This window comes from Cellulomonas sp. GbtcB1, assembly GCF_019091725.1.
Classification (GTDB): Bacteria; Actinomycetota; Actinomycetes; order Actinomycetales; family Cellulomonadaceae; genus Cellulomonas.
Genome location: NZ_JAGXJG010000005.1, coordinates 1 through 18,753, shown reverse-complemented (window position 1 = coordinate 18,753; position 18,753 = coordinate 1). Strand labels below are relative to the sequence as shown.

Annotated in this window: 16 protein-coding genes; 8 read left to right on the top strand and 8 right to left on the bottom strand. The window is 74.0% G+C overall.

The window, feature by feature from the left end; translation table 11 throughout:
- The 3 genes from gnd to dnaA all read right to left on the bottom strand — a co-directional run bounded on the left by gnd (window position 1) and on the right by dnaA (window position 4,397).
- Entirely contained in the window at window positions 1–933 is a 933-nt protein-coding gene (gnd, locus tag KVT14_RS03140; RefSeq protein ID WP_217614328.1) for a phosphogluconate dehydrogenase (NAD(+)-dependent, decarboxylating), read from the bottom strand.
- Between the two features lie 164 nt (window positions 934–1,097).
- A complete protein-coding gene (gene dnaN / locus KVT14_RS03135) occupies window positions 1,098–2,228 on the bottom strand; it encodes a DNA polymerase III subunit beta (protein ID WP_147795083.1) in 1,131 nt (376 codons plus the stop codon).
- Between the two features lie 732 nt (window positions 2,229–2,960).
- Window positions 2,961–4,397, bottom strand: coding sequence for a chromosomal replication initiator protein DnaA (gene dnaA, locus KVT14_RS03130; protein WP_217614398.1), 1,437 nt, complete (start codon window positions 4,395–4,397; stop codon window positions 2,961–2,963).
- Between the two features lie 499 nt (window positions 4,398–4,896).
- On the opposite strand from dnaA, the gene rpmH reads away from it, so the two are divergent.
- The 8 genes from rpmH to KVT14_RS03090 all read left to right on the top strand — a co-directional run bounded on the left by rpmH (window position 4,897) and on the right by KVT14_RS03090 (window position 12,920).
- Window positions 4,897–5,034 (top strand): 50S ribosomal protein L34, encoded by a 138-nt coding sequence (rpmH, locus tag KVT14_RS03125; protein ID WP_010849920.1) that lies wholly within the window; start codon window positions 4,897–4,899, stop codon window positions 5,032–5,034.
- A 13-nt stretch (window positions 5,035–5,047) separates the two neighbouring features.
- On the top strand, window positions 5,048–5,428 hold the full coding sequence (rnpA, locus tag KVT14_RS03120) for a ribonuclease P protein component (RefSeq protein ID WP_217614327.1): 381 nt from the start codon (window positions 5,048–5,050) through the stop codon (window positions 5,426–5,428).
- Entirely contained in the window at window positions 5,425–5,748 is a 324-nt protein-coding gene (gene yidD / locus KVT14_RS03115) for a membrane protein insertion efficiency factor YidD (RefSeq protein WP_217614326.1), read from the top strand. The genes rnpA and yidD overlap by 4 nt, the downstream gene beginning before the upstream one ends.
- Window positions 5,749–5,767: 19 nt before the next feature.
- Window positions 5,768–7,027: a membrane protein insertase YidC gene (gene yidC, locus KVT14_RS03110; RefSeq protein ID WP_217614325.1), complete on the top strand. Its 1,260-nt coding sequence runs from the start codon at window positions 5,768–5,770 to the stop codon at window positions 7,025–7,027.
- A 51-nt stretch (window positions 7,028–7,078) separates the two neighbouring features.
- The gene (locus KVT14_RS03105; RefSeq protein ID WP_217614324.1) at window positions 7,079–7,588 is read left to right on the top strand and encodes a R3H domain-containing nucleic acid-binding protein; all 510 of its coding nucleotides are present in this window, start codon (window positions 7,079–7,081) and stop codon (window positions 7,586–7,588) included.
- 2,352 nt (window positions 7,589–9,940) lie between these two features.
- Window positions 9,941–10,717 carry a 16S rRNA (guanine(527)-N(7))-methyltransferase RsmG gene (rsmG, locus tag KVT14_RS03100; RefSeq protein WP_308160858.1) on the top strand — a complete coding sequence of 259 codons (777 nt, stop codon included), beginning with the start codon at window positions 9,941–9,943 and terminating at the stop codon, window positions 10,715–10,717.
- Window positions 10,714–11,703 (top strand): AAA family ATPase, encoded by a 990-nt coding sequence (locus KVT14_RS03095; RefSeq protein WP_305764248.1) that lies wholly within the window; start codon window positions 10,714–10,716, stop codon window positions 11,701–11,703. Before rsmG ends, KVT14_RS03095 begins: the two co-directional genes overlap by 4 nt.
- A complete protein-coding gene (locus KVT14_RS03090; RefSeq protein ID WP_217614323.1) occupies window positions 11,700–12,920 on the top strand; it encodes a ParB/RepB/Spo0J family partition protein in 1,221 nt (406 codons plus the stop codon). The genes KVT14_RS03095 and KVT14_RS03090 overlap by 4 nt, the downstream gene beginning before the upstream one ends.
- 132 nt (window positions 12,921–13,052) lie before the next feature.
- Here the strand turns inward: KVT14_RS03090 and KVT14_RS03085 are convergent, their stop codons facing one another.
- The 5 genes from KVT14_RS03085 to KVT14_RS03065 all read right to left on the bottom strand — a co-directional run bounded on the left by KVT14_RS03085 (window position 13,053) and on the right by KVT14_RS03065 (window position 18,629).
- Window positions 13,053–14,015, bottom strand: coding sequence for a D-alanine--D-alanine ligase (locus KVT14_RS03085; protein WP_217614322.1), 963 nt, complete (start codon window positions 14,013–14,015; stop codon window positions 13,053–13,055).
- A 125-nt stretch (window positions 14,016–14,140) separates the two neighbouring features.
- Window positions 14,141–15,481: a PLP-dependent aminotransferase family protein gene (locus KVT14_RS03080; protein WP_254630312.1), complete on the bottom strand. Its 1,341-nt coding sequence runs from the start codon at window positions 15,479–15,481 to the stop codon at window positions 14,141–14,143.
- A 130-nt stretch (window positions 15,482–15,611) separates the two neighbouring features.
- Complete coding sequence (gene trxA, locus KVT14_RS03075; RefSeq protein WP_217614321.1) at window positions 15,612–15,953, bottom strand: thioredoxin; 342 nt, start codon at window positions 15,951–15,953, stop codon at window positions 15,612–15,614.
- An 8-nt stretch (window positions 15,954–15,961) separates the two neighbouring features.
- Window positions 15,962–17,023 carry a thioredoxin-disulfide reductase gene (gene trxB, locus KVT14_RS03070; protein WP_154727666.1) on the bottom strand — a complete coding sequence of 354 codons (1,062 nt, stop codon included), beginning with the start codon at window positions 17,021–17,023 and terminating at the stop codon, window positions 15,962–15,964.
- A 97-nt stretch (window positions 17,024–17,120) separates the two neighbouring features.
- Window positions 17,121–18,629, bottom strand: coding sequence for a hypothetical protein (locus KVT14_RS03065; protein ID WP_217614320.1), 1,509 nt, complete (start codon window positions 18,627–18,629; stop codon window positions 17,121–17,123).
- Between the last annotated feature and the right edge of the window lie 124 nt (window positions 18,630–18,753).

The following is an 18,753-nucleotide window of genomic DNA, read 5'->3' as shown; positions in this document are numbered from 1 at the left end:
TCAGCCCTCCGAGCGCACGCCGGACGGGGCGTCGCCGGAGATGGGGGCGCCCGCGGCCTTCACCGCGTGGCCGCCGAACTGCTGGCGCAGCGCCGCGACCGCCTTCATCGCGGGGGACTGCTCCTGGCGGGACTGGAACCGGGCGAACAGCGCGGCCGTGATGACGGGCAGCGGGACGGCGGCCTCGATCGCCTCGTCCACGGTCCAGCGGCCCTCGCCCGAGTCGGCGACCCAGTCGTCGATCGCCTCGAACGCCTGGTCCTCCTCGAGCGCCTTGACCAGCAGCTCGAGCAGCCAGGAGCGGACGACCGTGCCGCGCTGCCAGGCCTTCATGGTGCCGGCGACGTCGGTGACGATGTCCTTGGCGGCGAGCAGCTCGTAGCCCTCGGCGTACGCCTGCATGAGGCCGTACTCGATGCCGTTGTGCACCATCTTGGCGTAGTGCCCGGCGCCGACGGCGCCCGCGTGCACGAAGCCCTCCTCGCGGGGGCCCTCGGGGCGCAGCGCGTCGAACACCGGCATGACCCGCTCGACCTGCGCGGCGTCGCCGCCGACCATGAGGCCGTAGCCGTTGGCCAGGCCCCAGACGCCGCCGGAGACGCCGACGTCGACGAAGTGCACGCCCTTCGCGCCCAGCTGCTCGGCGTGACCCTTGTCGTCGCCGAAGTACGAGTTGCCGCCGTCGATGACCAGGTCGCCCTCGGCCAGCAGGCCGCCGAGCTCCTCGATCACGGAGTGCGTGACGGCGCCGGCCGGAACCATGACCCACACGACGCGCTCGCCGGCGGGCAGCGCCTCGACGAGCTCGGCCAGCGACGCGACGTCGGAGACCTCGGGGTTCCGGTCGTAGCCGGTGACCTCGATCCCCGCGTTCCGCATCCGGTCGCGCATGTTCGCGCCCATCCTGCCCAGACCCACCAGGCCGATCCGCATCGCTCCACCTCTCCTCGCCCGACCGCCGCCGGGACGGCTTCGCGTCCCGCGGCGTCCTTGTCGCCCGCCATTCTCCTGCGGCGACGAGGGTGCTGACGACCGGTGGGCTCGTCTCGCAGGTCACACCCGGTGCGCGCCCGGCCGTGACCGGGCGCGCCCTCGCGTCAGGACGCGAAGCGGATGGGGACCAGCAGGTAGCGGTACTCCTTGAGGTCCTCGCCCTCGAGCGACTCCTGGCCGGTGAACTCGACCGGCTTGTTCGGGTGCGTGAACGACAGCCGCACGAACGACGTCGTCAGGGCGCCCAGGCCGTCGAGCAGGAACTGGGGGTTGAACGCGACGGCGATGTCCTCGCCGACCAGCGTCGCCTCGAGCGCCTCGGACGCCTGCGCGTCGTCGCCCTGGCCGGCGTCGAGCACGACCTGGCCGTCGGTGAACGTCAGGCGGATCGGGGTGTTCCGCTCCGCGACGAGCGCGACGCGCTTGGCGGCGTCCGCCAGCAGCTGGGTGTTCACGACCGCGTGGATCGGCGACTCGTCCGGGAACAGCCGGCGCACGGCCGGGTAGTCGCCGTCGACGAGCAGCGACGTGGTGTGCCGGCCGCCGGCCTCGAAGCCGATGAGGTCGACGCCCTGGCCGGTGGCGAGGCCGACGTTCACCGAGCCGGAGGCACCGAGCGACTTGGCGGCGTCCGACAGCGTGCGCGCGCGGACCAGCGCGACCTCGGAGACCCCGGGGTCGGACGGGTGCCAGCGGAGCTCGCGCAGCGCCAGGCGGTACCGGTCGGTCGCGAGCAGGGTGACCTTCTCGCCCTCGATCTCGACACGCACGCCGGTCAGCAGGGGGAGGGTGTCGTCGCGGCTGGCGGCGACCGTCACCTGGGCGACGGCGCGGGTCATCTCGTCGCCGTTCACCGTGCCCGTGAGCGCGGGCATCGCCGGGAGCTGCGGGTAGTCCTCGACCGGCATGGTGAGCAGCGTGAACCGGCTCGCGCCGCAGGTGACCGACACCTTGGTGCCGTCGAGCTGCACGTCGACCGGCTTGTTCGGCAGCGCGCGGGAGATCTCCGCGAGCAGGCGACCCGACACCAGCACCGTGCCGGGCTCGCTCACGTCCGCGGGGATCTCCGAGCGCGCCGACACCTCGTAGTCGAAGGAGGCCAGGCGGAGCGTGCCGTCGGCCTCGGCCTCGATGCGCACGCCGGCGAGCACCGGGACCGGCGGGCGGGTGGGCAGGCTGCGAGCGATCCACGTGACGGCTTCTGCGAGGACGTCACGTTCGACGCGGAACTTCATGCCCCACCCTCTCGGTCTGGGGGATCGCGGGGATCCCGTGCGGTGCTGAACGACCCAGGCCGTGGGAGGGCAGGGGTCGCCCCGAACACTACGCGAGTGACCAGGGCTCCGGTACCGAAGCCGGGACGGGTTGTGGACGGCTGCGAGCGGCCCGGAACGTTCGCCAGGAGGGCACGAGAGCGGCGCCCGTGCCGCCGCGTCGGAGGGCACGACTCCGTGGGTCCTGCGCACGACGGCCCTGGACGAAGGATTCCGGGCCTCGGAGGTCGTGCACAAGCCAACTCGTCCTGGGCTCCGTCTCCGGACCGGTCGAGGGTCGGTCCGGTCGGTGCTCGGTCGGCCCGGCAGGGCACTGACGGGCTGTGGATCTCTCTTCTAGGGATCGGTCGTCGTCATCGTCGCTTCTGTGCACTCTGGGGATTGCGGGTCTTCGTGCTGGTCAGCGTGTCGAGCGGCGTGTGCACGACGGTTGTGGACCGGTTGGGGACGACGCCGTCGGACGTGGACAGTGCTCCAGGCGTCCTTCTCCGTCCACCGTGACCGCAGGATCCGTCCACACGAATCCTGGGGGTCGTCCACCGGTTTCCACAGACGTGTCCACAGGTGTGCACATTCGTCCCAGGCCTGATTCCTGCGCCCTGCGGGCACGGGACGACGACGACCCGCCGCCGGCCGGTGCCGGGGCGGGTCGTCAAGGGTGCTGCGGGGTGCTGCGGGGTGCCGGGGCGGGGCTCAGCCGCGGCTCTCCTGCTTGATCCGGTTGGTCAGCTCGGTGACCTGGTTGAAGATCGAGCGGCGCTCGGCCATCAGCTCGCGGATCTTGCGGTTCGCGTGCATGACCGTGGTGTGGTCGCGGCCGCCGAACGCCTGACCGATCTTGGGCAGCGACAGGTCGGTCAGCTCGCGGCAGAGGTACATGGCGATCTGCCGGGCCGTCACCAGCACCCGGGACCGCGAGGAGCCGCACAGGTCCTCGATGGTCAGGCCGAAGTACGCCGCGGTCTGGCCGATGACGGCCGTCGCGGTGATGTCGGCCTGGTCGTCGTCGGTGATCAGGTCCTTGAGCACGATCTCCGCCAGCGACAGGTCGACCTGCTGCCGGTTGAGGTTCGCGAACGCGGTCACCCGGATCAGCGCGCCCTCGAGCTCGCGGATGTTGGTCGAGATCTTCGACGCGATGTACTCGTGCACGTCGTCCGGCGCCTGGAGCTTGTCGTTGGCCGACTTCTTCCTCAGGATCGCGATGCGGGTCTCGAGGTCCGGCGGCTGGACGTCCGTGATGAGGCCCCACTCGAACCTCGAGCGCATCCGGTCCTCGAAGCCGTTGAGCTGCTTGGGCGGCAGGTCGGACGTCAGCACGATCTGCTTGTTGGCGTTGTGCAGGGTGTTGAACGTGTGGAAGAACTCCTCCATCGTCTGCTCCTTGCCCTGCAGGAACTGGATGTCGTCGATGAGGAGCACGTCCACCTCGCGGTAGCGGCGCTGGAACGCGCCCGCCTTGCCCTCGGAGATGGAGTTGATGAAGTCGTTGGTGAACTCCTCGGAGTTCACGTAGCGCACGCGCACCGAGGGGTAGAGGTTCCGGGCGTAGTGGCCGATCGCGTGCAGCAGGTGGGTCTTGCCCAGCCCGGAGTCCCCGTAGATGAACAGCGGGTTGTAGGCCTTGGCCGGAGCCTCGGCGACCGCGACCGCCGCGGCGTGCGCGAACCGGTTGGACGAGCCGATGACGAAGGTCTCGAACAGGTACTTCGGGTTCAGCCGCGCGGGCTCCACGCTCGGGGTGGGGCCCGCGGGCTCGCGGCGGAACGGCTCGGCGCGGGCCGGCTCGACCTGAGCCGAGTCCCCGGTGCTCGGGTGGCCGGTGGCGGCGTGCGCGACGACCGGGGTGGCCCCGGACTCCGGCCCGCGGGCCGGCGGGGCGGTCGCGAGCCCGGCGTCGCCGGTCTCGAGCGACGGGTCGACCGTGATCGCGAACCGGGCGTCGCGGCCGAGCGCGGCCGCCAGCGCGTCGGAGACCTCCTGGCGGACGCGGGTCTCCAGGTAGTCCTTGGTGAGGTCGTTGCCGACCGCGAGCAGCATCGTGCCGTCGAGCAGGCCGAGCGGCTTGGCCAGGCGCACGAAGGCGAGCTGGCGCGGCGTGATGTCGGGGCTCACCTCGAGCTGCGCCATCGCGGCCGACCAGACCTGCGTGAGCTGATCGTCCTGTCCTGACACCTGTACCTCGCTGCCGTCGTGAGTCGCGTGGTCGAGTGTCGCACGCCCCGGTGACGTGTCCACAGACTTGTCCACACCTGTGCGCGACGGTGGATCACGCAGGATCTCGGGCTCGCCGTGGCGCGACCGGGGGTCCGGGTGCGGCGCTGTCCACAGGGCCGGCCGGCTCTGTCCACGGGGTGGGGACCGGGTTGCTGCGGGACGCGTCGGGGGACGATGCTAGTAGCCGCCCCGACCGCGCGGGAGAGGGATGACCCGATCCGCCCCGGGCCGCGGGCCTCGCGGTTTGACCCCTGCGCGCGGGCGACGTAACGTTGACCAGCCTTGAGATGGCTCCTGCTGGCGTGCCCTGACGTCGGCCGCGTCCGATGACGTGGGTACCGGAGCAGTCGAGCAACGGGCACCGAGACCTGGCCGGACGTCGGCCGATGTACCGAAGTACTTGGAGACCATCGTGAGCAAGCGGACCTTCCAGCCGAACAACCGGCGTCGCGCCAAGACCCACGGCTTCCGTCTGCGCATGCGGACGCGTGCCGGCCGCGCGATCCTCGCCGCCCGCCGGCGCAAGGGTCGCGCCGAGCTGTCGGCCTGACCCACCCGACGCGGTGCTGCCCGCCGCGCACCGGATGCGCCGGTCCGCCGACTTCGAGCGGGCCGTGCGCGGTGGTGCGCGGGCCGGGCGGAGCACGCTGGTGGTGCACCTCGTGACGCGAACCGACCCCGGACCTGGTCCGGCGGTCGGTTTCGTCGTGTCCAAGGGCGTGGGCAACGCCGTGACCCGGAACCGGGTCAAGCGGCGCCTGCGCGCCCTGGCCACCGAGCGGCTCGGCACCCTGCCGGCGGACGCGGACCTGGTGGTGCGTGCGCTCGCACCCGCCGCCGAGGCCGACTACGCGACGCTCGGGCGCGAGCTCGACGGGGCGCTGCGGACCGCGTCCCGGCGGCGAGCCGAGCGGGCCGCTCCCGCTCCGGGCGCGTCCCGATGACCGCCGAGCGGGAGGGGCGCGGTGCCGTCGCCCGGGCCGTGCGCGCCGCGGTGCGGCTGCCGCGCCGCGTGCTCGTCCTGCTGATCCGCGGGTACCAGCGCTTCCTGTCCCCGCTCACCCCGCCGACGTGCCGGTTCTACCCGTCGTGCTCCGCGTACGCCGTGATCGCCCTCGAGCGGCACGGCGTGATCCGGGGCACGCGGCTGGCCGTCTGGCGCATCCTGCGCTGCAACCCGTGGAACCCGGGCGGCGTCGACGACGTTCCACCGGCGGGGTCGCACCGTCGACACCCGCACGGCGCGGTCGCCTCCGCGCACTGATCACCTGGAGAGTTCCCCGATGAGCTGGTTCGACGGCCTGCTGTACCCGATCATGGTCGCTGTCGCCTGGATCATGGTCCAGTTCCACTCGCTGCTGACGTGGCTGGGCCTCGACCCCGCCGGCGGCGCCGCGTGGGGCTTCTCGATCGTCGGCCTCGTGATCGTGATGCGGATCATCCTGATCCCGCTGTTCTTCAAGCAGATCAAGGCGTCCCGCGGCATGCAGATGCTCGCGCCGGACATGAAGAAGATCCAGGCGAAGTACAAGGGCAAGACCGATCCGGCGTCCCGCGAGGCCATGAGCCGCGAGACGATGGAGCTGTACCGCAAGCACGGCACGAACCCGTTCTCGTCCTGCCTGCCGATCCTGGCCCAGTCGCCGATCTTCTTCGCGCTCTTCCGGGTGCTCAACTCGCTGCCGCAGCTCGCGGCCGGCGACTACCCGCGGCCCAACCTCGGACCGCTCACCCAGGAGCTCGCGGCCCAGGCGGAGAGCGCCACGATCCTCGGCGCCCCGCTGTCCGCGACGTTCATGAACGCGGCCGAGTTCGGCACCGCGGCGTCGAACGTCCGCTGGGTGACGATCATCCTCGTCGTCGCGATGTCGCTCACGACCTTCACGACGCAGCGCCAGCTCACCATGAAGAACATGCCGCCGGCCGCCCTCGAGGGCCCGATGGCGCAGCAGCAGAAGATGCTCATGTACGTCTTCCCGCTGATCTTCGCCTTCTCCGGCGTGAACTTCCCGATCGGTGTCCTCATCTACTGGACCACCACCAACCTGTGGTCGATGGGTCAGCAGTTCTACACGATCCGGAAGATGCCGGCGCCGGGGTCGCAGGCCGAGGCCGCGCTCAAGGCGCGCCAGGCGAAGAAGGCGTCGCACAAGGGCGTCTCCATCGAGGAGTCCGACACCCTCACCATCGAGGAGAAGCCGGTCGGCGGGCAGCGGCAGCAGCCCGTGGGCAAGGCGCGCGCGAAGAAGCAGCGACCCGCCGGCACCCCGGGTGCGGCGGCGGGCAGCGCCCCGGCCCCGACGTCGGGCGCGACGGGCGGCGCGGCGAAGGCCGGCGATCCCGCTGCCGGCGCGGCGGGCAAGGGCGGGACGCCGAAGGCGTCCGGGTCGGGCTCCGCGGCGGGCGGGAAGCCCGCCGGTGCTGCCGGGTCGAGCCAGGCGTCCTCGGGCAAGAAGAAGCGGAGCGGCACCGGCCAGGGCGCCGGCGGGTCGGCGCAGACCCGCCCCGGCTCCACCTCGCCGGGTACCTCGACCGACGACTGAGACCTCCGCGCCCCGGCGCGACCCCGACCCTCCCAGCAAGGAGAGCCCCACATGACCCACACCGACGCCGCCGGTGAGGCCGGCGCCGTGACCCGCCTCGAGGAAGAGGGCGAGATCGCGGCGGACTACCTCGAGGAGCTGCTCGACATCGCCGATCTCGACGGCGACATCGACATCGACGTCGACCACGGCCGCGCCGCCGTCGAGATCGTCGCGGAGGCGGGCGCCGAGCGTGCGCTCCGCAAGCTGGTCGGCGAGGACGGCGAGGTGCTCGACGCCCTGCAGGAGCTGACCCGGCTCGCGGTCCAGGCGAAGACCGGCGACCGCAGCCGGCTCATGCTCGACGTCGCCGGGTACCGGGCCGGTCGCAAGACCGAGCTCGTCAAGGTGGCCGAGGAGGCGATCGCGGAGGTGCGGTCGTCCGGCGCCGCGGTGTCGCTCGACCCGATGAACCCGTTCGAGCGGAAGGTCGTGCACGACGCCGTCGCCGCCGCCGGGCTGACCTCGGACTCGGAGGGCGTGGAGCCCGAGCGGTACGTGGTGGTGAAGCCGGCGAGCTGAGGCTCGCGACGCGGTTCGGCAGGAGCCGACGAGAGGCCGGTCCCGAGGGGGACCGGCCTCTCGTGCTTCCCGGGAGAGGCCTCTCAGCGGCTCTGAGAGAAGTCGTTCGTAGGTAAAGGAACGGCGGACACGGGTCGGCCGGGCAGTTGCTGCCACATGACGCCGCAGAGACTCGATCGTGCTCGGGTAGCCGCCAGCGCCAGGCGGCGACGTGCGGCGGTTCGTCGGCGCGAGCGGCGAGGATGCCGAGGCGGTGTGGCGTGTGACCCGTCAGCGCGGCGTGCGTGTCGTTGCCGTGCAGGCGGGCTCCTCGGCGTCGGGCGAGGTCGTCGCTCGGCTCGGTCGGTCGCCCTGGTCACTCGGATGCGTCGCGTTGGCGCTCGACTGCCCTGCCGCGGATGCTCGGCGTGCTGGCTCGGGGTCGGGCGGTCTTCGGGGCGAGGCGGACGCAGCGCTCTCGCGGTGACGCCAGGTGCCCACGCTGCCGGCGTGGGTCCGCTCGAGGGCACCTCCCGGCGGTGCAGGACCATGCGGGGGCGACCCTCTGGTTCTGGACGCGCAGGGGCGCGAGCTGCGCGCCATGGTGTTCCACGTGGAACGCGCGTTCGACCGATGGAGTTCGGTTCTCCGGGGGACCGAGGGCTCGTGCCCCGCCCGCGTTCCGAACCCAGGCGCGATTCCCGCGCCCGTTCCAGCCGTGGAACGGCTACTCGTCGGGACGACGCAGAGGTCGAGTCTCGAGCTCCTCCCGCAAGCCGGTCGGCAGCCGCACGCCGACGGACCGGCGTCCCCGCGGACCGACCGGTACCGCATCGGGACTCCCGCGGTGACCGTCACGCGCCGACGCGAGAGCGCCGGCCGGGTCCGGGTCGGTCGGCCGACCCTCGACGCGGCGGCGTACGGGCTCTCGCCCGGCGGGCAGACGTCGTCGCGGGCCGGGAAAGCACGCGAGCGAGAGGTGCGCGCCGGTGCGCGGAGCTCCACGGTGGTGTTGCCCCGGTGCGGGCGGGCTGGTCGCGGAGCGGGGTCTGAGCGTCCCGTCAGCCGGCTCGCCGCGACCAGCAAGGTCGCACCGGGTCCGACTGCGACCGTCGGCGTCATCCGGACCGAGCGCCGCCCGGTCCGCCCGGTCCGCTGTTCCACGTGGATCAGCGACGACCACGGCGCGGCGTGTGGTCTGGCGCGTCGGAAGGTCAGCCGGCGCCGTCTCTGGTGGCCCTTGCCGCGCGTGCTGGCCCGTGTTGCGCGTGCCAGCGGGTGCCGCGTTCGTCGGGCCGTGCCGCGCCTGCTGCGCCAGCGGTGCGTTCGGTGGGCTCGTCCTGCGCTGCTGGTCTCCTGCGCCTGCTGACCCCTGCGTCCGCTGGCGTGTGCTGACGGCGCGGGCCCCCCGGACTGCTGAGCCAGGGCGGGCGGAGAGGGACCTTTCGCATCGGTGGGTGGGGGAGAGTCCCTCAGCCCGGCGTCCGTACCCCGACTCTCCCCGGGCAGGTCACGGGTTGCCACGCCTGGTGGTGAGCCTGCTCAGCGGGCTGACGGGCGCGAGGGGAGCTGCCGGCATCAGACACGGTGTCTCTGGCATCGGCACCGACGGTGCGTTTCACGTGGACCCTTCGCTCGCGACCGCGTGGGGAGTCGGGCCGGGGGGAGGCCGCCCGTCGGTGCTCGTCCCGCTCGGTGCACACTGTTCGGAGCGGCCGCCCCTGCCCGGTGACGTCTGAGAGGGATCGGACAGCGGATCGGCATTGGTACGCCCCCATCTGGTGTGGTGAGCGACGGTGGCCGACCAGCCGTCCCTGTCCCAGTCCCTGTCCCTGTCGCGGTCGCCGTCGCCGTCACCGTCACCGTTGTCGTCACCGTGGCCGCGGCGCGGGCGCGGGCTCGGTGGTCAGTCGCCGTGCTTCTGACCGTTCCACGTGAAACAGCACTGATCGCGGCCGGTCAGGGGACACGGCGGGCCGCAAAGCGGACGCCCCTGATGCCTGCCGGCAAATACGAGTGCCGCGGGGCGGGTCCGTCGCTCCGCGTTTCACGTGGAACAGCCTGACCTACGTGGGTCAGCGCCGTCGGACGACGCGTCGCACAGTCATCGCGCTCGGGCGGCCCGCGGCGAATGCCGATCTTCGCCCGTGTGAAGGCTTCTCCGCGTAGCCGCCCAGCCCGGCTGCAGGCGGACAGGGCCGGCCCTGCCGGTGCCGCGTCCGTCGATCCCCGTTCCACGTGGAACAGCACCGCGCCACGGCCTCCACGAGCGCAGGGTGCGTCGGACCCGCGCGGTACCGTAGACGCATCACGTGCGCACCGGTTCCGAACAGGCCACCGCGCACCACCCGATCCCGAGACCAGGGGAGTGCTGTGCGGCCTGAGTCCGCCCCCGCGCGCGACGACGAGCGCCCCGACGCGCCCGTCGACCCGTTGGACGGCGACCCCCGCCTGCCTGAACACTTCGGCGCGGCCTGGCCCGCCGTCGACGGGTTCCACGCGATGCTGCGCGACCAGGGCGTCCTCCGCGGCCTCGTCGGACCGCGGGAGGTCGCGCGCCTCTGGGAGCGGCACCTCGTGAACTCGGCTGCCGTGGCGCCGTTCCTCCCGGAGACCGGGACCATCGTCGACGTCGGCAGCGGTGCCGGCCTCCCGGGGATCGTCGTCGCCGCGATGCGGCCCGCCGCCGAGGTCGTGCTCCTGGAGCCCATGGAGCGTCGCACGGACTGGCTGACGGAGGTCGTCCAGACCCTCGGCCTCCCGAACGCGCGCGTCCTCCGCGGACGGGCGGAGGACCAGGTGGGCGCGCTGCAGGCGGACGCCGTCACGGCCCGCGCCGTCGCGGCCCTGGACAAGCTGTACCCCTGGACGCTGCCGCTCCTCAGGGTCGGCGGTCGTCTCGTCGCGCTCAAGGGCGGCCGCGCGCAGGACGAGGCGGAGGCTGCCGTCCAGGTCGGGGAGCGGTTCGGCGGGGGGCCCGCGGCCATCGAGGTCGCGCCCACGCTGCCTGGTCTGGAACCGACGAGCGTGGTCGTGGTGACCCGCACGAGCACCGGCACCGCGTCCGCGGCCCCGCCGGCGCGTGTTTCACGTGGAACGGAGGGCCGGTCGCGCCGACCGCGCCGCTCGACGAAGGGACAGGGCGCGTGACGACCAACCCGACCCGCTGGGAGATCGAGGACCCGGACGAGCGGCGGCGCGCGGCGCTCGTCGAGAGCCTGCCGCCCGCGGACGAGGACACGCCCCTGATGGCGGAGCTGCGTCAGGACGCGCGCCGCCGCATCGAGCTGCGGGGCCGCACCTTCCCCCGGCCCGACCGCACCCGGGTGATCACGGTCGCGAACCAGAAGGGCGGCGTGGGCAAGACCACCACCACGGTGAACCTCGCCGCGGCCCTGGCCCAGTCCGGCCTGCACGTCCTGGTCATCGACAACGACCCGCAGGGCAACGCGTCGACGGCCCTGGGGGTGGACCACCGGGCCGGCGTGACCTCGGTGTACGACGTCCTCGTGGACGGCACGCCGCTCTCCGAGGCGGTGTACCCCAGCCCTGACGTGCCGAACCTCTGGTGCGCCCCGGCGACGATCGACCTCTCCGGCGCGGAGATCGAGCTGGTGTCGATGGTGGCGCGCGAGACGCGCCTCCGGAACGCGGTGCACGCCTACCTGGAGGAGCGCGACCGGCGGGGCGAGCCCCGGATCGACTACGTGCTCGTGGACTGCCCGCCGAGCCTCGGCCTGCTCACCGTCAACGCGTTCGTCGTGGGCGACGAGGTGCTCATCCCGATCCAGTGCGAGTACTACGCGCTGGAGGGTCTGAGCCAGCTCCTCAAATCGATCGAGCTGATCCAGGCGCACCTGAACCGCGGGCTGCACGTGTCCACGATCCTGCTCACCATGTACGACGGCCGGACCAACCTCGCGCAGCAGGTGGCGCAGGAGGTCCGGGAGCACTTCCCCGACAAGACCCTCCGGACGACGGTGCCCCGGTCGGTGCGCGTCTCGGAGGCGCCGTCCTACGGGCAGACCGTCCTGACGTACGATCCCGGCTCGAGCGGCGCGCTGGCCTACCTGGAGGCGGCACGCGAGCTCGCCGAGCGCGGCACCACGGCCGACCGGAAGAAGGAGGACGCGTGAGCGAGAAGCGGCGAGGTCTCGGGCGCGGCCTGGGAGCGCTCATCCCCACCGGGGCGGAGCCCCGCGAGGGGGACCGGCCCGTCGACGTCTTCTTCCCGGACCGCACGACCTCGGACGACCGCGACGGTCGGCCGACGCCGGACGGCAGCGGGGCTCGCGACGGCCGCTCCGACGCTCTGACCAGCGTGAACGGTCACGCAACGGTCGATGCGCCCGTAGCGGAGGCGCCCCCGGCCCCCACCACCCGGTCCAACGGCCGCAAGGGCGTCCCGTCGCTCACGGTGCGGCAGCCCACGCGCGCCCGGGCCCGCACGGCCGCCGAGCGCGCCGTCGAGGCGGACCCCGCCGCTGTCCCCGTGCCCCCGATGCCGCCCACCGCCGAGGTCGACGACCTCGTCCCCGTCCCCGGCGCGACCTTCGCGGACCTCCCGGTGACGGCCATCCGGCCGAACCCGCGGCAGCCGCGATCGGTCTTCGACGAGGACGCGCTGGACGAGCTCGTGGGATCCATCCGCGAGATCGGCGTGCTGCAGCCCGTCGTGGTGCGCGCCGTCGACGACCGCTACGAGCTCATCATGGGGGAGCGGCGCTGGCGCGCGACCCAGGCGGCCGGCCTCGAGACCATCCCCGCGATCGTGCGGCAGACCGAGGACGGGGACCTGCTGCGCGACGCGCTGCTGGAGAACCTGCACCGGTCCCAGCTCAACCCGCTGGAGGAGGCGGCCGCGTACCAGCAGCTGCTGGACGACTTCGGCTGCACGCACGACGAGCTGGCGCAGCGGATCCACCGCTCCCGCCCGCAGATCTCCAACACGCTGCGCCTGCTCCGGCTGCCCCCGCTCGTGCAGCGCCGGGTCGCCGCGGGCGTGCTGTCCGCCGGCCACGCCCGCGCGCTGCTGGGCCTGAGCGACGGCGCGGCGATCGAGCGCCTCGCGCAGCGCATCGTGGCCGAGGGGCTGTCCGTGCGGGCGGTGGAGGAGATCGTCGCGCTCGGGGCGGAGGGCGGGAAGCCCAAGCAGCGCCGTCCGCGCGCCGGGCTGCGGAACGAGGCGCTGGACGACCTCGCCAGCCGGCTCTCCGACCGCTTCGAGACCCGGGTGAAGGTCGACCTCGGCAAGCAGCGGGGCAAGCTCACGGTGGAGTTCGCCTCGGTGCAGGACCTCAACCGCATCCTGTCGAGCCTCGCGCCCGACGACCCGGGCATCCTGCGCTCCTGACCGCCGGGCGCGACGCGGGCGCCCCGGCCGGTCCGAGCGCCGCTCAGCGCCCCGCTGACGCCACGAGGCGCCGGCACCCCTCCCCGGGGTGCCGGCGCCTCGTCGTGCGGCTCCTGCGGGGCCTGGGCGCCCTCAGCGGCCCGACAGCCCCGCCTCGACGAGCCGCCGGTACAGCGTCGGCAGGTGGTGCCCGCCGGCCTCGGCGCCCTGCGGGAACAGCGACGTCTCCGTCATGCCCGGGGCGACGTTCACCTCGAGGAACCACGGCTGCCCGTCCGCGTCGATGATGAGGTCCGTGCGGGACAGGTGCCGCAGGCCGAGCACCTGGTGCGCGAGCACCGCGGCCTCGGCGGCCCGCGCCGCGAGGTCGTCGGTGAGGCGGGCCGGGGCGAAGTACTCCGTGCGGCCGGGGTTGTACCGGGCGTCGTAGTCGTAGGGCCCGTCGGTGACGACCTCCACGGCCGGCAGCGCGACGGGGGAGCCGTCCAGCTCGACGACGCCGACGGCCACCTCGACGCCCTCGACGGCGCGCTCGATCAGCGCGGTGTCGCCGTAGGCGAAGCAGGCGACCATCGCGCCGGGCAGCTCCTCGGCGGTGCGGACGAGGGTCACACCGAGCGCGGAGCCGCCCCGTGAGGGCTTCACCACGAGCGGCAGGCCCAGCTTCGCCACCACCGCGTCCATGACGCGGCCCGCGCCGAGCTCCCGGAACAGGCTCTGGGGCAGCGTGACGAACTCGGGCGTCGCGATGCCCGCCCGGGTGACGGTCGTCTTGGCGATCGGCTTGCTCCAGGCGACCCGGCTCGCACGGGGGCCGGTGCCGAGGCTCGGCACGTCCAGCAGCTCGAGGACGTCGCGCACCGAGCCGTCCTCGCCGCTCGCGCCGTGCAGCAGCGGCCACACGAGGTCCGGGCGGGTCTCGGCGAGAGCGGGCACCAGATCGGCGTCGACGTCGTGCACGGACACGTCGACCCCGGCGGTGCGCAGCGCCTCGGCCACCCGCCGGCCCGAGCGGATCGAGACGTCCCGCTCGTGCGACAGGCCGCCCGCCAGGACGACGACGCGCGGAGAGGCGGGGACGGGGTCGTGCGGCACGGTTCGGGTCCTCCTGGTGCGGCCGCAGGGGCCGGTCGTGGACGGGCGGTGTGGTGCCGGTGCGCGGGCAGCGGGCGCCGCCCCGACCGTACCGGGTCGCGGGCCGCGACCGGTCGCGCCCCGCGTCAGGCCAGGTCGGGGCCCGGGGACTGCACGTCGCCGCGCGATGCGCCGCCGCCGGTGCCGAACAGCGACACGAGCTCGCTCTCGGCCGAGACGACGCCCGCCAGCCGGCGGACGCCCTCCCGGATGCGCTCCGGGGTCGGGAAGCAGAACGACAGCCGCATGTGGTCGGTGCCCTGCCCGTCGAAGTAGAACGCCGTCCCGGGCACGTAGGCGACGCGGGCGGTGACGGCGCGGGGCAGCATGGCCTTGGCGTCCAGGCCCTCGGGCAGCCGGACCCAGGTGTAGAAGCCGCCGTCCGGGACCGTCCACGTGGCGTCGGGCAGGTGCTCGGCGAGGGCGCCGATCATCGCGTCCCGTCGCTCGCGGTACAGCTCGCGGAAGGCCTTGACCTGGCCCCTCCAGTCGCAGGTCGCCAGGTAGGCGCTGATGGCCAGCTGGGAGGCGTTCGAGGGCGACAGGATCGCCGACTCCGAGGCCAGCACGAGCTTCTCCCGGACGGCGTGCGGCGCGACGGCCCAGCCGACCCGGTAGCCCGGGGCGAACGTCTTGGAGAACGATCCGAGGTAGATGACGCCCTCGTCGCTCATCGAGCGCATGGCCGGGAGCGGCTCGCGGTCGAAGCCGAGCAGGCCGTACGGGTTGTCCTCGAGCACGAGGACGCCGTAGCGCGCCGCGATCTCGAGGATCCGCGGCCGGCGCTCGGCCGAGAGGGTCACGCCGGCCGGGTTGTGGAAGTTCGGCACCGTGTACAGGAACTTGACCCGGCGGCCCTGGCGTGCGAGGTCGGCGAGCGTGGTCTCCAGCGCCTCGGGGATCAGCCCCTCCGCGTCGAGGGGCACGTGCACGACGTCGGCCTGGTACGCGCGGAACACGCCGAGCGCGCCGACGTACGACGGGGCCTCCGCGACGACGACGTCGCCCGGGTCGACGAACAGCCGGGTCACGAGGTCGAGCGCCTGCTGCGAGCCGGTCGTCACCACGACGTCGTCGGGGTGCGCCTCGATGCCCTCGAGCCGCATCACGTCGAGGATCTGCTCCCGCAGCGTCTCGTCGCCCTGGCCGGAGCCGTACTGCAGGGCGGTGGTGCCGCGGGTGGCGACGACGCGCTGGGCGAGGTCGCCGATCACGTCCAGGGGGAGGCCCTCGAGGTACGGCATGCCGCCCGCGAGCGACACCACCTCGGGGCGGTTCGCGACGGCGAACAGCGCGCGGATCTCGGAGGCGCGCATGCCGTGCGTGCGCTCGGCGTACGAGCCGAGCCAGCGGTCGAGCCGCGTGCCGGCGGCCGGAGTCGGGTGGGGGCCCGACGCCATGCCGTCGGGCCGCTCGAGAGCGGTCATCTCCCGAGTGTGCCACGCCACTCCCGGCACCCCCCGCCCCGTCCACCGCGGGCGCGCCGGACGCGCACGAAGCCTCCCCGTCCGGACGGGCGGGGAGGCTCCGGGGGTCAGCGAGCGGCGCGGGGCGCCGTCACCAGGTGGCGATCTCCGCCAGCGCGGCGTCCATCTCGGCCGCGTAGGCCCGCTTCTCGCGCGCCCCGACCAGCGTCCGGACCAGGTCGCCCTGGTGGAAGACGTACAGCGTCGGGATCGAGATGACGTTGTACCGGGCGGCCAGGTCCTGCTCCGCCTCGGTGTCGACGGCGACGAAACGGAGCCGCCCCGCGTAGGTGACCGCGAGCTCCTCGAGCACGGGAGTCACCATGCGGCACGGCACGCACCAGTCCGCCCAGAAGTCGACGACCACGGGCAGCTCGGACCGCAGCACCTCCTGCTCGAAGGTGCCGGCGGTCACCGCGAGGGCGGCGGCCACGCCGGGGCTCAGTGCCCGGCGGCGGCCGCGGCCGAGGCGGTGTCGGCGCCCTGCGCGTCCAACGCGTCCGCGGCGTCGACGTCGGCCTGCTCGACGGCGGCGGGGATCTCGGCCGGGGAGGCCGGGTCCACGTCGCCGAGCGCGGCCAGGTAGTGCTGCGCGTCGAGCGCGGCCGAGCAGCCCGAGCCGGCGGCGGTGATCGCCTGACGGTAGGTGTGGTCGACCGCGTCACCCGCGGCGAACACGCCCGGCAGGTTGGTCCGGGTGGACCGGCCCTCGACGACGATGTAGCCGTTCTCGTCCAGGTCGACCTGGCCCGCGAGGAGCTCGGTGCGCGGAACGTGGCCGATCGCGACGAACACGCCGGTGGCGCCGTGCTCGCGGGTCTCGCCGGTCACGGTGTCGCGCAGGGTGACGCCGGTGACCTTCTCGTCGCCGTGGATGCCGACGACCTCGGAGTTCCACGCGAACTGGATCTTGGGGTCGTTCTTGGCGCGGTCGGCCATGATCTTCGACGCCCGGAGCTCGTCGCGACGGTGCACGATCGTCACCGACTTGCCGAACCGGGTGAGGAAGGTGGCCTCCTCGACGGCCGAGTCGCCGCCGCCGACCACGATGATGTCCTGGTCGCGGAAGAAGAACCCGTCGCAGGTCGCGCACCACGAGACGCCGCGGCCGGAGAGCCGCTTCTCGTCGTCCAGGCCGAGCTCGCGGTACGCGGAGCCGGTCGAGAGGATGACGGCGCGGGCGCGGATGGTCTCGCCGCCGCCGGTCACGATCGTCTTCACGGGGCCGGCGAGGTCGAGCTCGACGGCGTCGTCCCAGAGCACCTCGGCGCCGAACCGCTCGGCCTGCTTCTGCAGGTTGTCCATGAGGTCGGGGCCCAGGATGCCGTCGGGGAACCCGGGGAAGTTCTCGACGTCCGTGGTGTTCATGAGGGCGCCGCCGGCGGTCACCGACCCGGCCACCACGTAGGGGGCCAGGCCCGCGCGCGCCGCGTAGATCGCGGCGGTGTACCCGGCGGGGCCGGAGCCGACGATGACGATGTCGCGGACGGGGGTCTCGGTCACGGTGCTTCCTCGAGGTCGGGGAACTCTGCTGTCGCTGCGGAGAACAGATCCTAGGCGCGGGATGTTCCGCGCCGCGGTGCTGCCTGGTCAGGCGGGGTCAGGACACCGCGAGGTTGGTGATCTCGATGCGGTTCTGGCCGTCGGGCGTCTGCGCGAGCGAGGGGAACCAGAGCACGATGCTCTGCGTCTCGGTCGGCTGGGCGAGGGTCAGGACGGTCTGCGGCGCGAGCGCGCCGGAGGCCAGGACGTCGCCCGCCGTCGGGTTCGCGGCGTCGGTCGACCGGACCTCCACGGCGCCGCCGGACCCGTTGACGTCGAGCGTGATCGCCGTGACGGTCGCGGGGGCCTGCAGCGTGATGACGAGGCCGACGGCGTCCTTGAACCCGGCGTAGTCGGGCCGGTTGTAGGTGTGGGTGTACCAGGAGGTCGCCGGGTCGCCGTCGGTGAGGCGGCCGACCAGCTCCTCGTGCTCCCCGTCCCCGTCGGACGGGTCGATGCTGTTGACCGCGGCGACGACGGGCGGCGCGGCGGCGGGCGCCTGCTCCTCGGCGGGTGCCTCCTCCTCCGCGGGCGCTTCGGCGGCCGGGGCCGACGTCGCCGGCGCGGGGGCGGCCTCGGTGCCCGAGTCGCCCGGCGAGCTGAACGGCGACAGCACGTTGCCGATGGCGATGACGACGCCGACGATCACGGCCAGCGCGACGCCGCCGAGCACCCAGCGGGTCGGGTCGATGCGCCGCTGTGACACGGGAACGGTGCGCTCCTCGGCGGGGAAGGGCAGGTCCCACTCCGGGCGGTCGGCGGGGGCGTCGGCGGGCACGTCGGTCGCCGGGGTCGGCTCGGAGCCGAACGACGGGAAGACGGGCGGCTCGTCGGCGGCGGGGACGGCAGGAGTCCAGCCGTCGGCGGGGGCCGCGGCGGCCGGTGCGGCGCCCCCGGCGGCGGGGGAGGCAGCCGGTGCGGCGGCGCTCGAGGCCGAGGCGGCGGCGCCGCGGGCCGTCGTGCGGCCGAACACGGAGCTGGTGCGGCGCACGGGAGCGACGGCGGTGGTGGCCGTCCCGTCGGCGGCGTCGCGCGCGGGCTCCGTGCGGGCCGGCTGCTCGCCGACGCCCGTGATCCCTGCGACGGCGAGGTCCGCGGCGTCGGGCTCGTCGTCCCGGGGTGCGGGCTCGGCGGGCGCGGGGTCAGCAGGCGCGGTCGTGGGCTCCGCGGGTGCGGGCTCGGCGCGCGTGGGCTCGGCGGATGCGGCCGAGTGCTGCTCGGCGGTGCCCGGGCCCGGCTCGCCGTCCTCGGTGGTCGCCGTGCCGGGTCGCGCCGCGGACGTGGCCGCCGCCGCGGTGCTCGGCTCGGTGGCGGGCGCGGGCTCCGCCGGCGACCCGGATCGGGCGGGCGGGACGGCCGGCGGGGCGTCGGCGGGCGAGCGGGGTGCGTCCGCGGGAGCCGCGGCGCCGGCTGCGCCGGCTGCGGTGCGCGAGCCCGTGCCGGTAGGCGCCGTCGCCGCAGCGTCGGGAGCGGCGTCCGCGGCCGGGTCGGTGCCCGCGGGGCGGGCGGGGGGGGCCGCCGGGGGCCCGCGGGGGGGGGGGGGGAGGGCGGCGACCGGGTCTCGCACCGGGCGGGCAGAGTGGGGGCATGCCGAGCAGCGCCGCCCCCGCCACCCTCCCCGCCCCCGCGGACCGCCGCTGCTTCGGCGACGGCGACCCGCTCTACGAGCGCTACCACGACGAGGAGTGGGG

Coding starts and splice junctions, on each gene's coding strand:
- gnd (WP_217614328.1), bottom strand. CDS start 933: ATGCGGATCGGCCTGGTGGGTCTGGGCAGGATGGGCGCGAACATGCGC.
- dnaN (WP_147795083.1), bottom strand. CDS start 2,228: ATGAAGTTCCGCGTCGAACGTGACGTCCTCGCAGAAGCCGTCACGTGG.
- dnaA (WP_217614398.1), bottom strand. CDS start 4,397: ATGGCGCAGCTCGAGGTGAGCCCCGACATCACGCCGCGCCAGCTCGCC.
- yidD (WP_217614326.1), top strand. CDS start 5,425: ATGACCGCCGAGCGGGAGGGGCGCGGTGCCGTCGCCCGGGCCGTGCGC.
- yidC (WP_217614325.1), top strand. CDS start 5,768: ATGAGCTGGTTCGACGGCCTGCTGTACCCGATCATGGTCGCTGTCGCC.
- KVT14_RS03105 (WP_217614324.1), top strand. CDS start 7,079: ATGACCCACACCGACGCCGCCGGTGAGGCCGGCGCCGTGACCCGCCTC.
- KVT14_RS03080 (WP_254630312.1), bottom strand. CDS start 15,481: ATGACCGCTCTCGAGCGGCCCGACGGCATGGCGTCGGGCCCCCACCCG.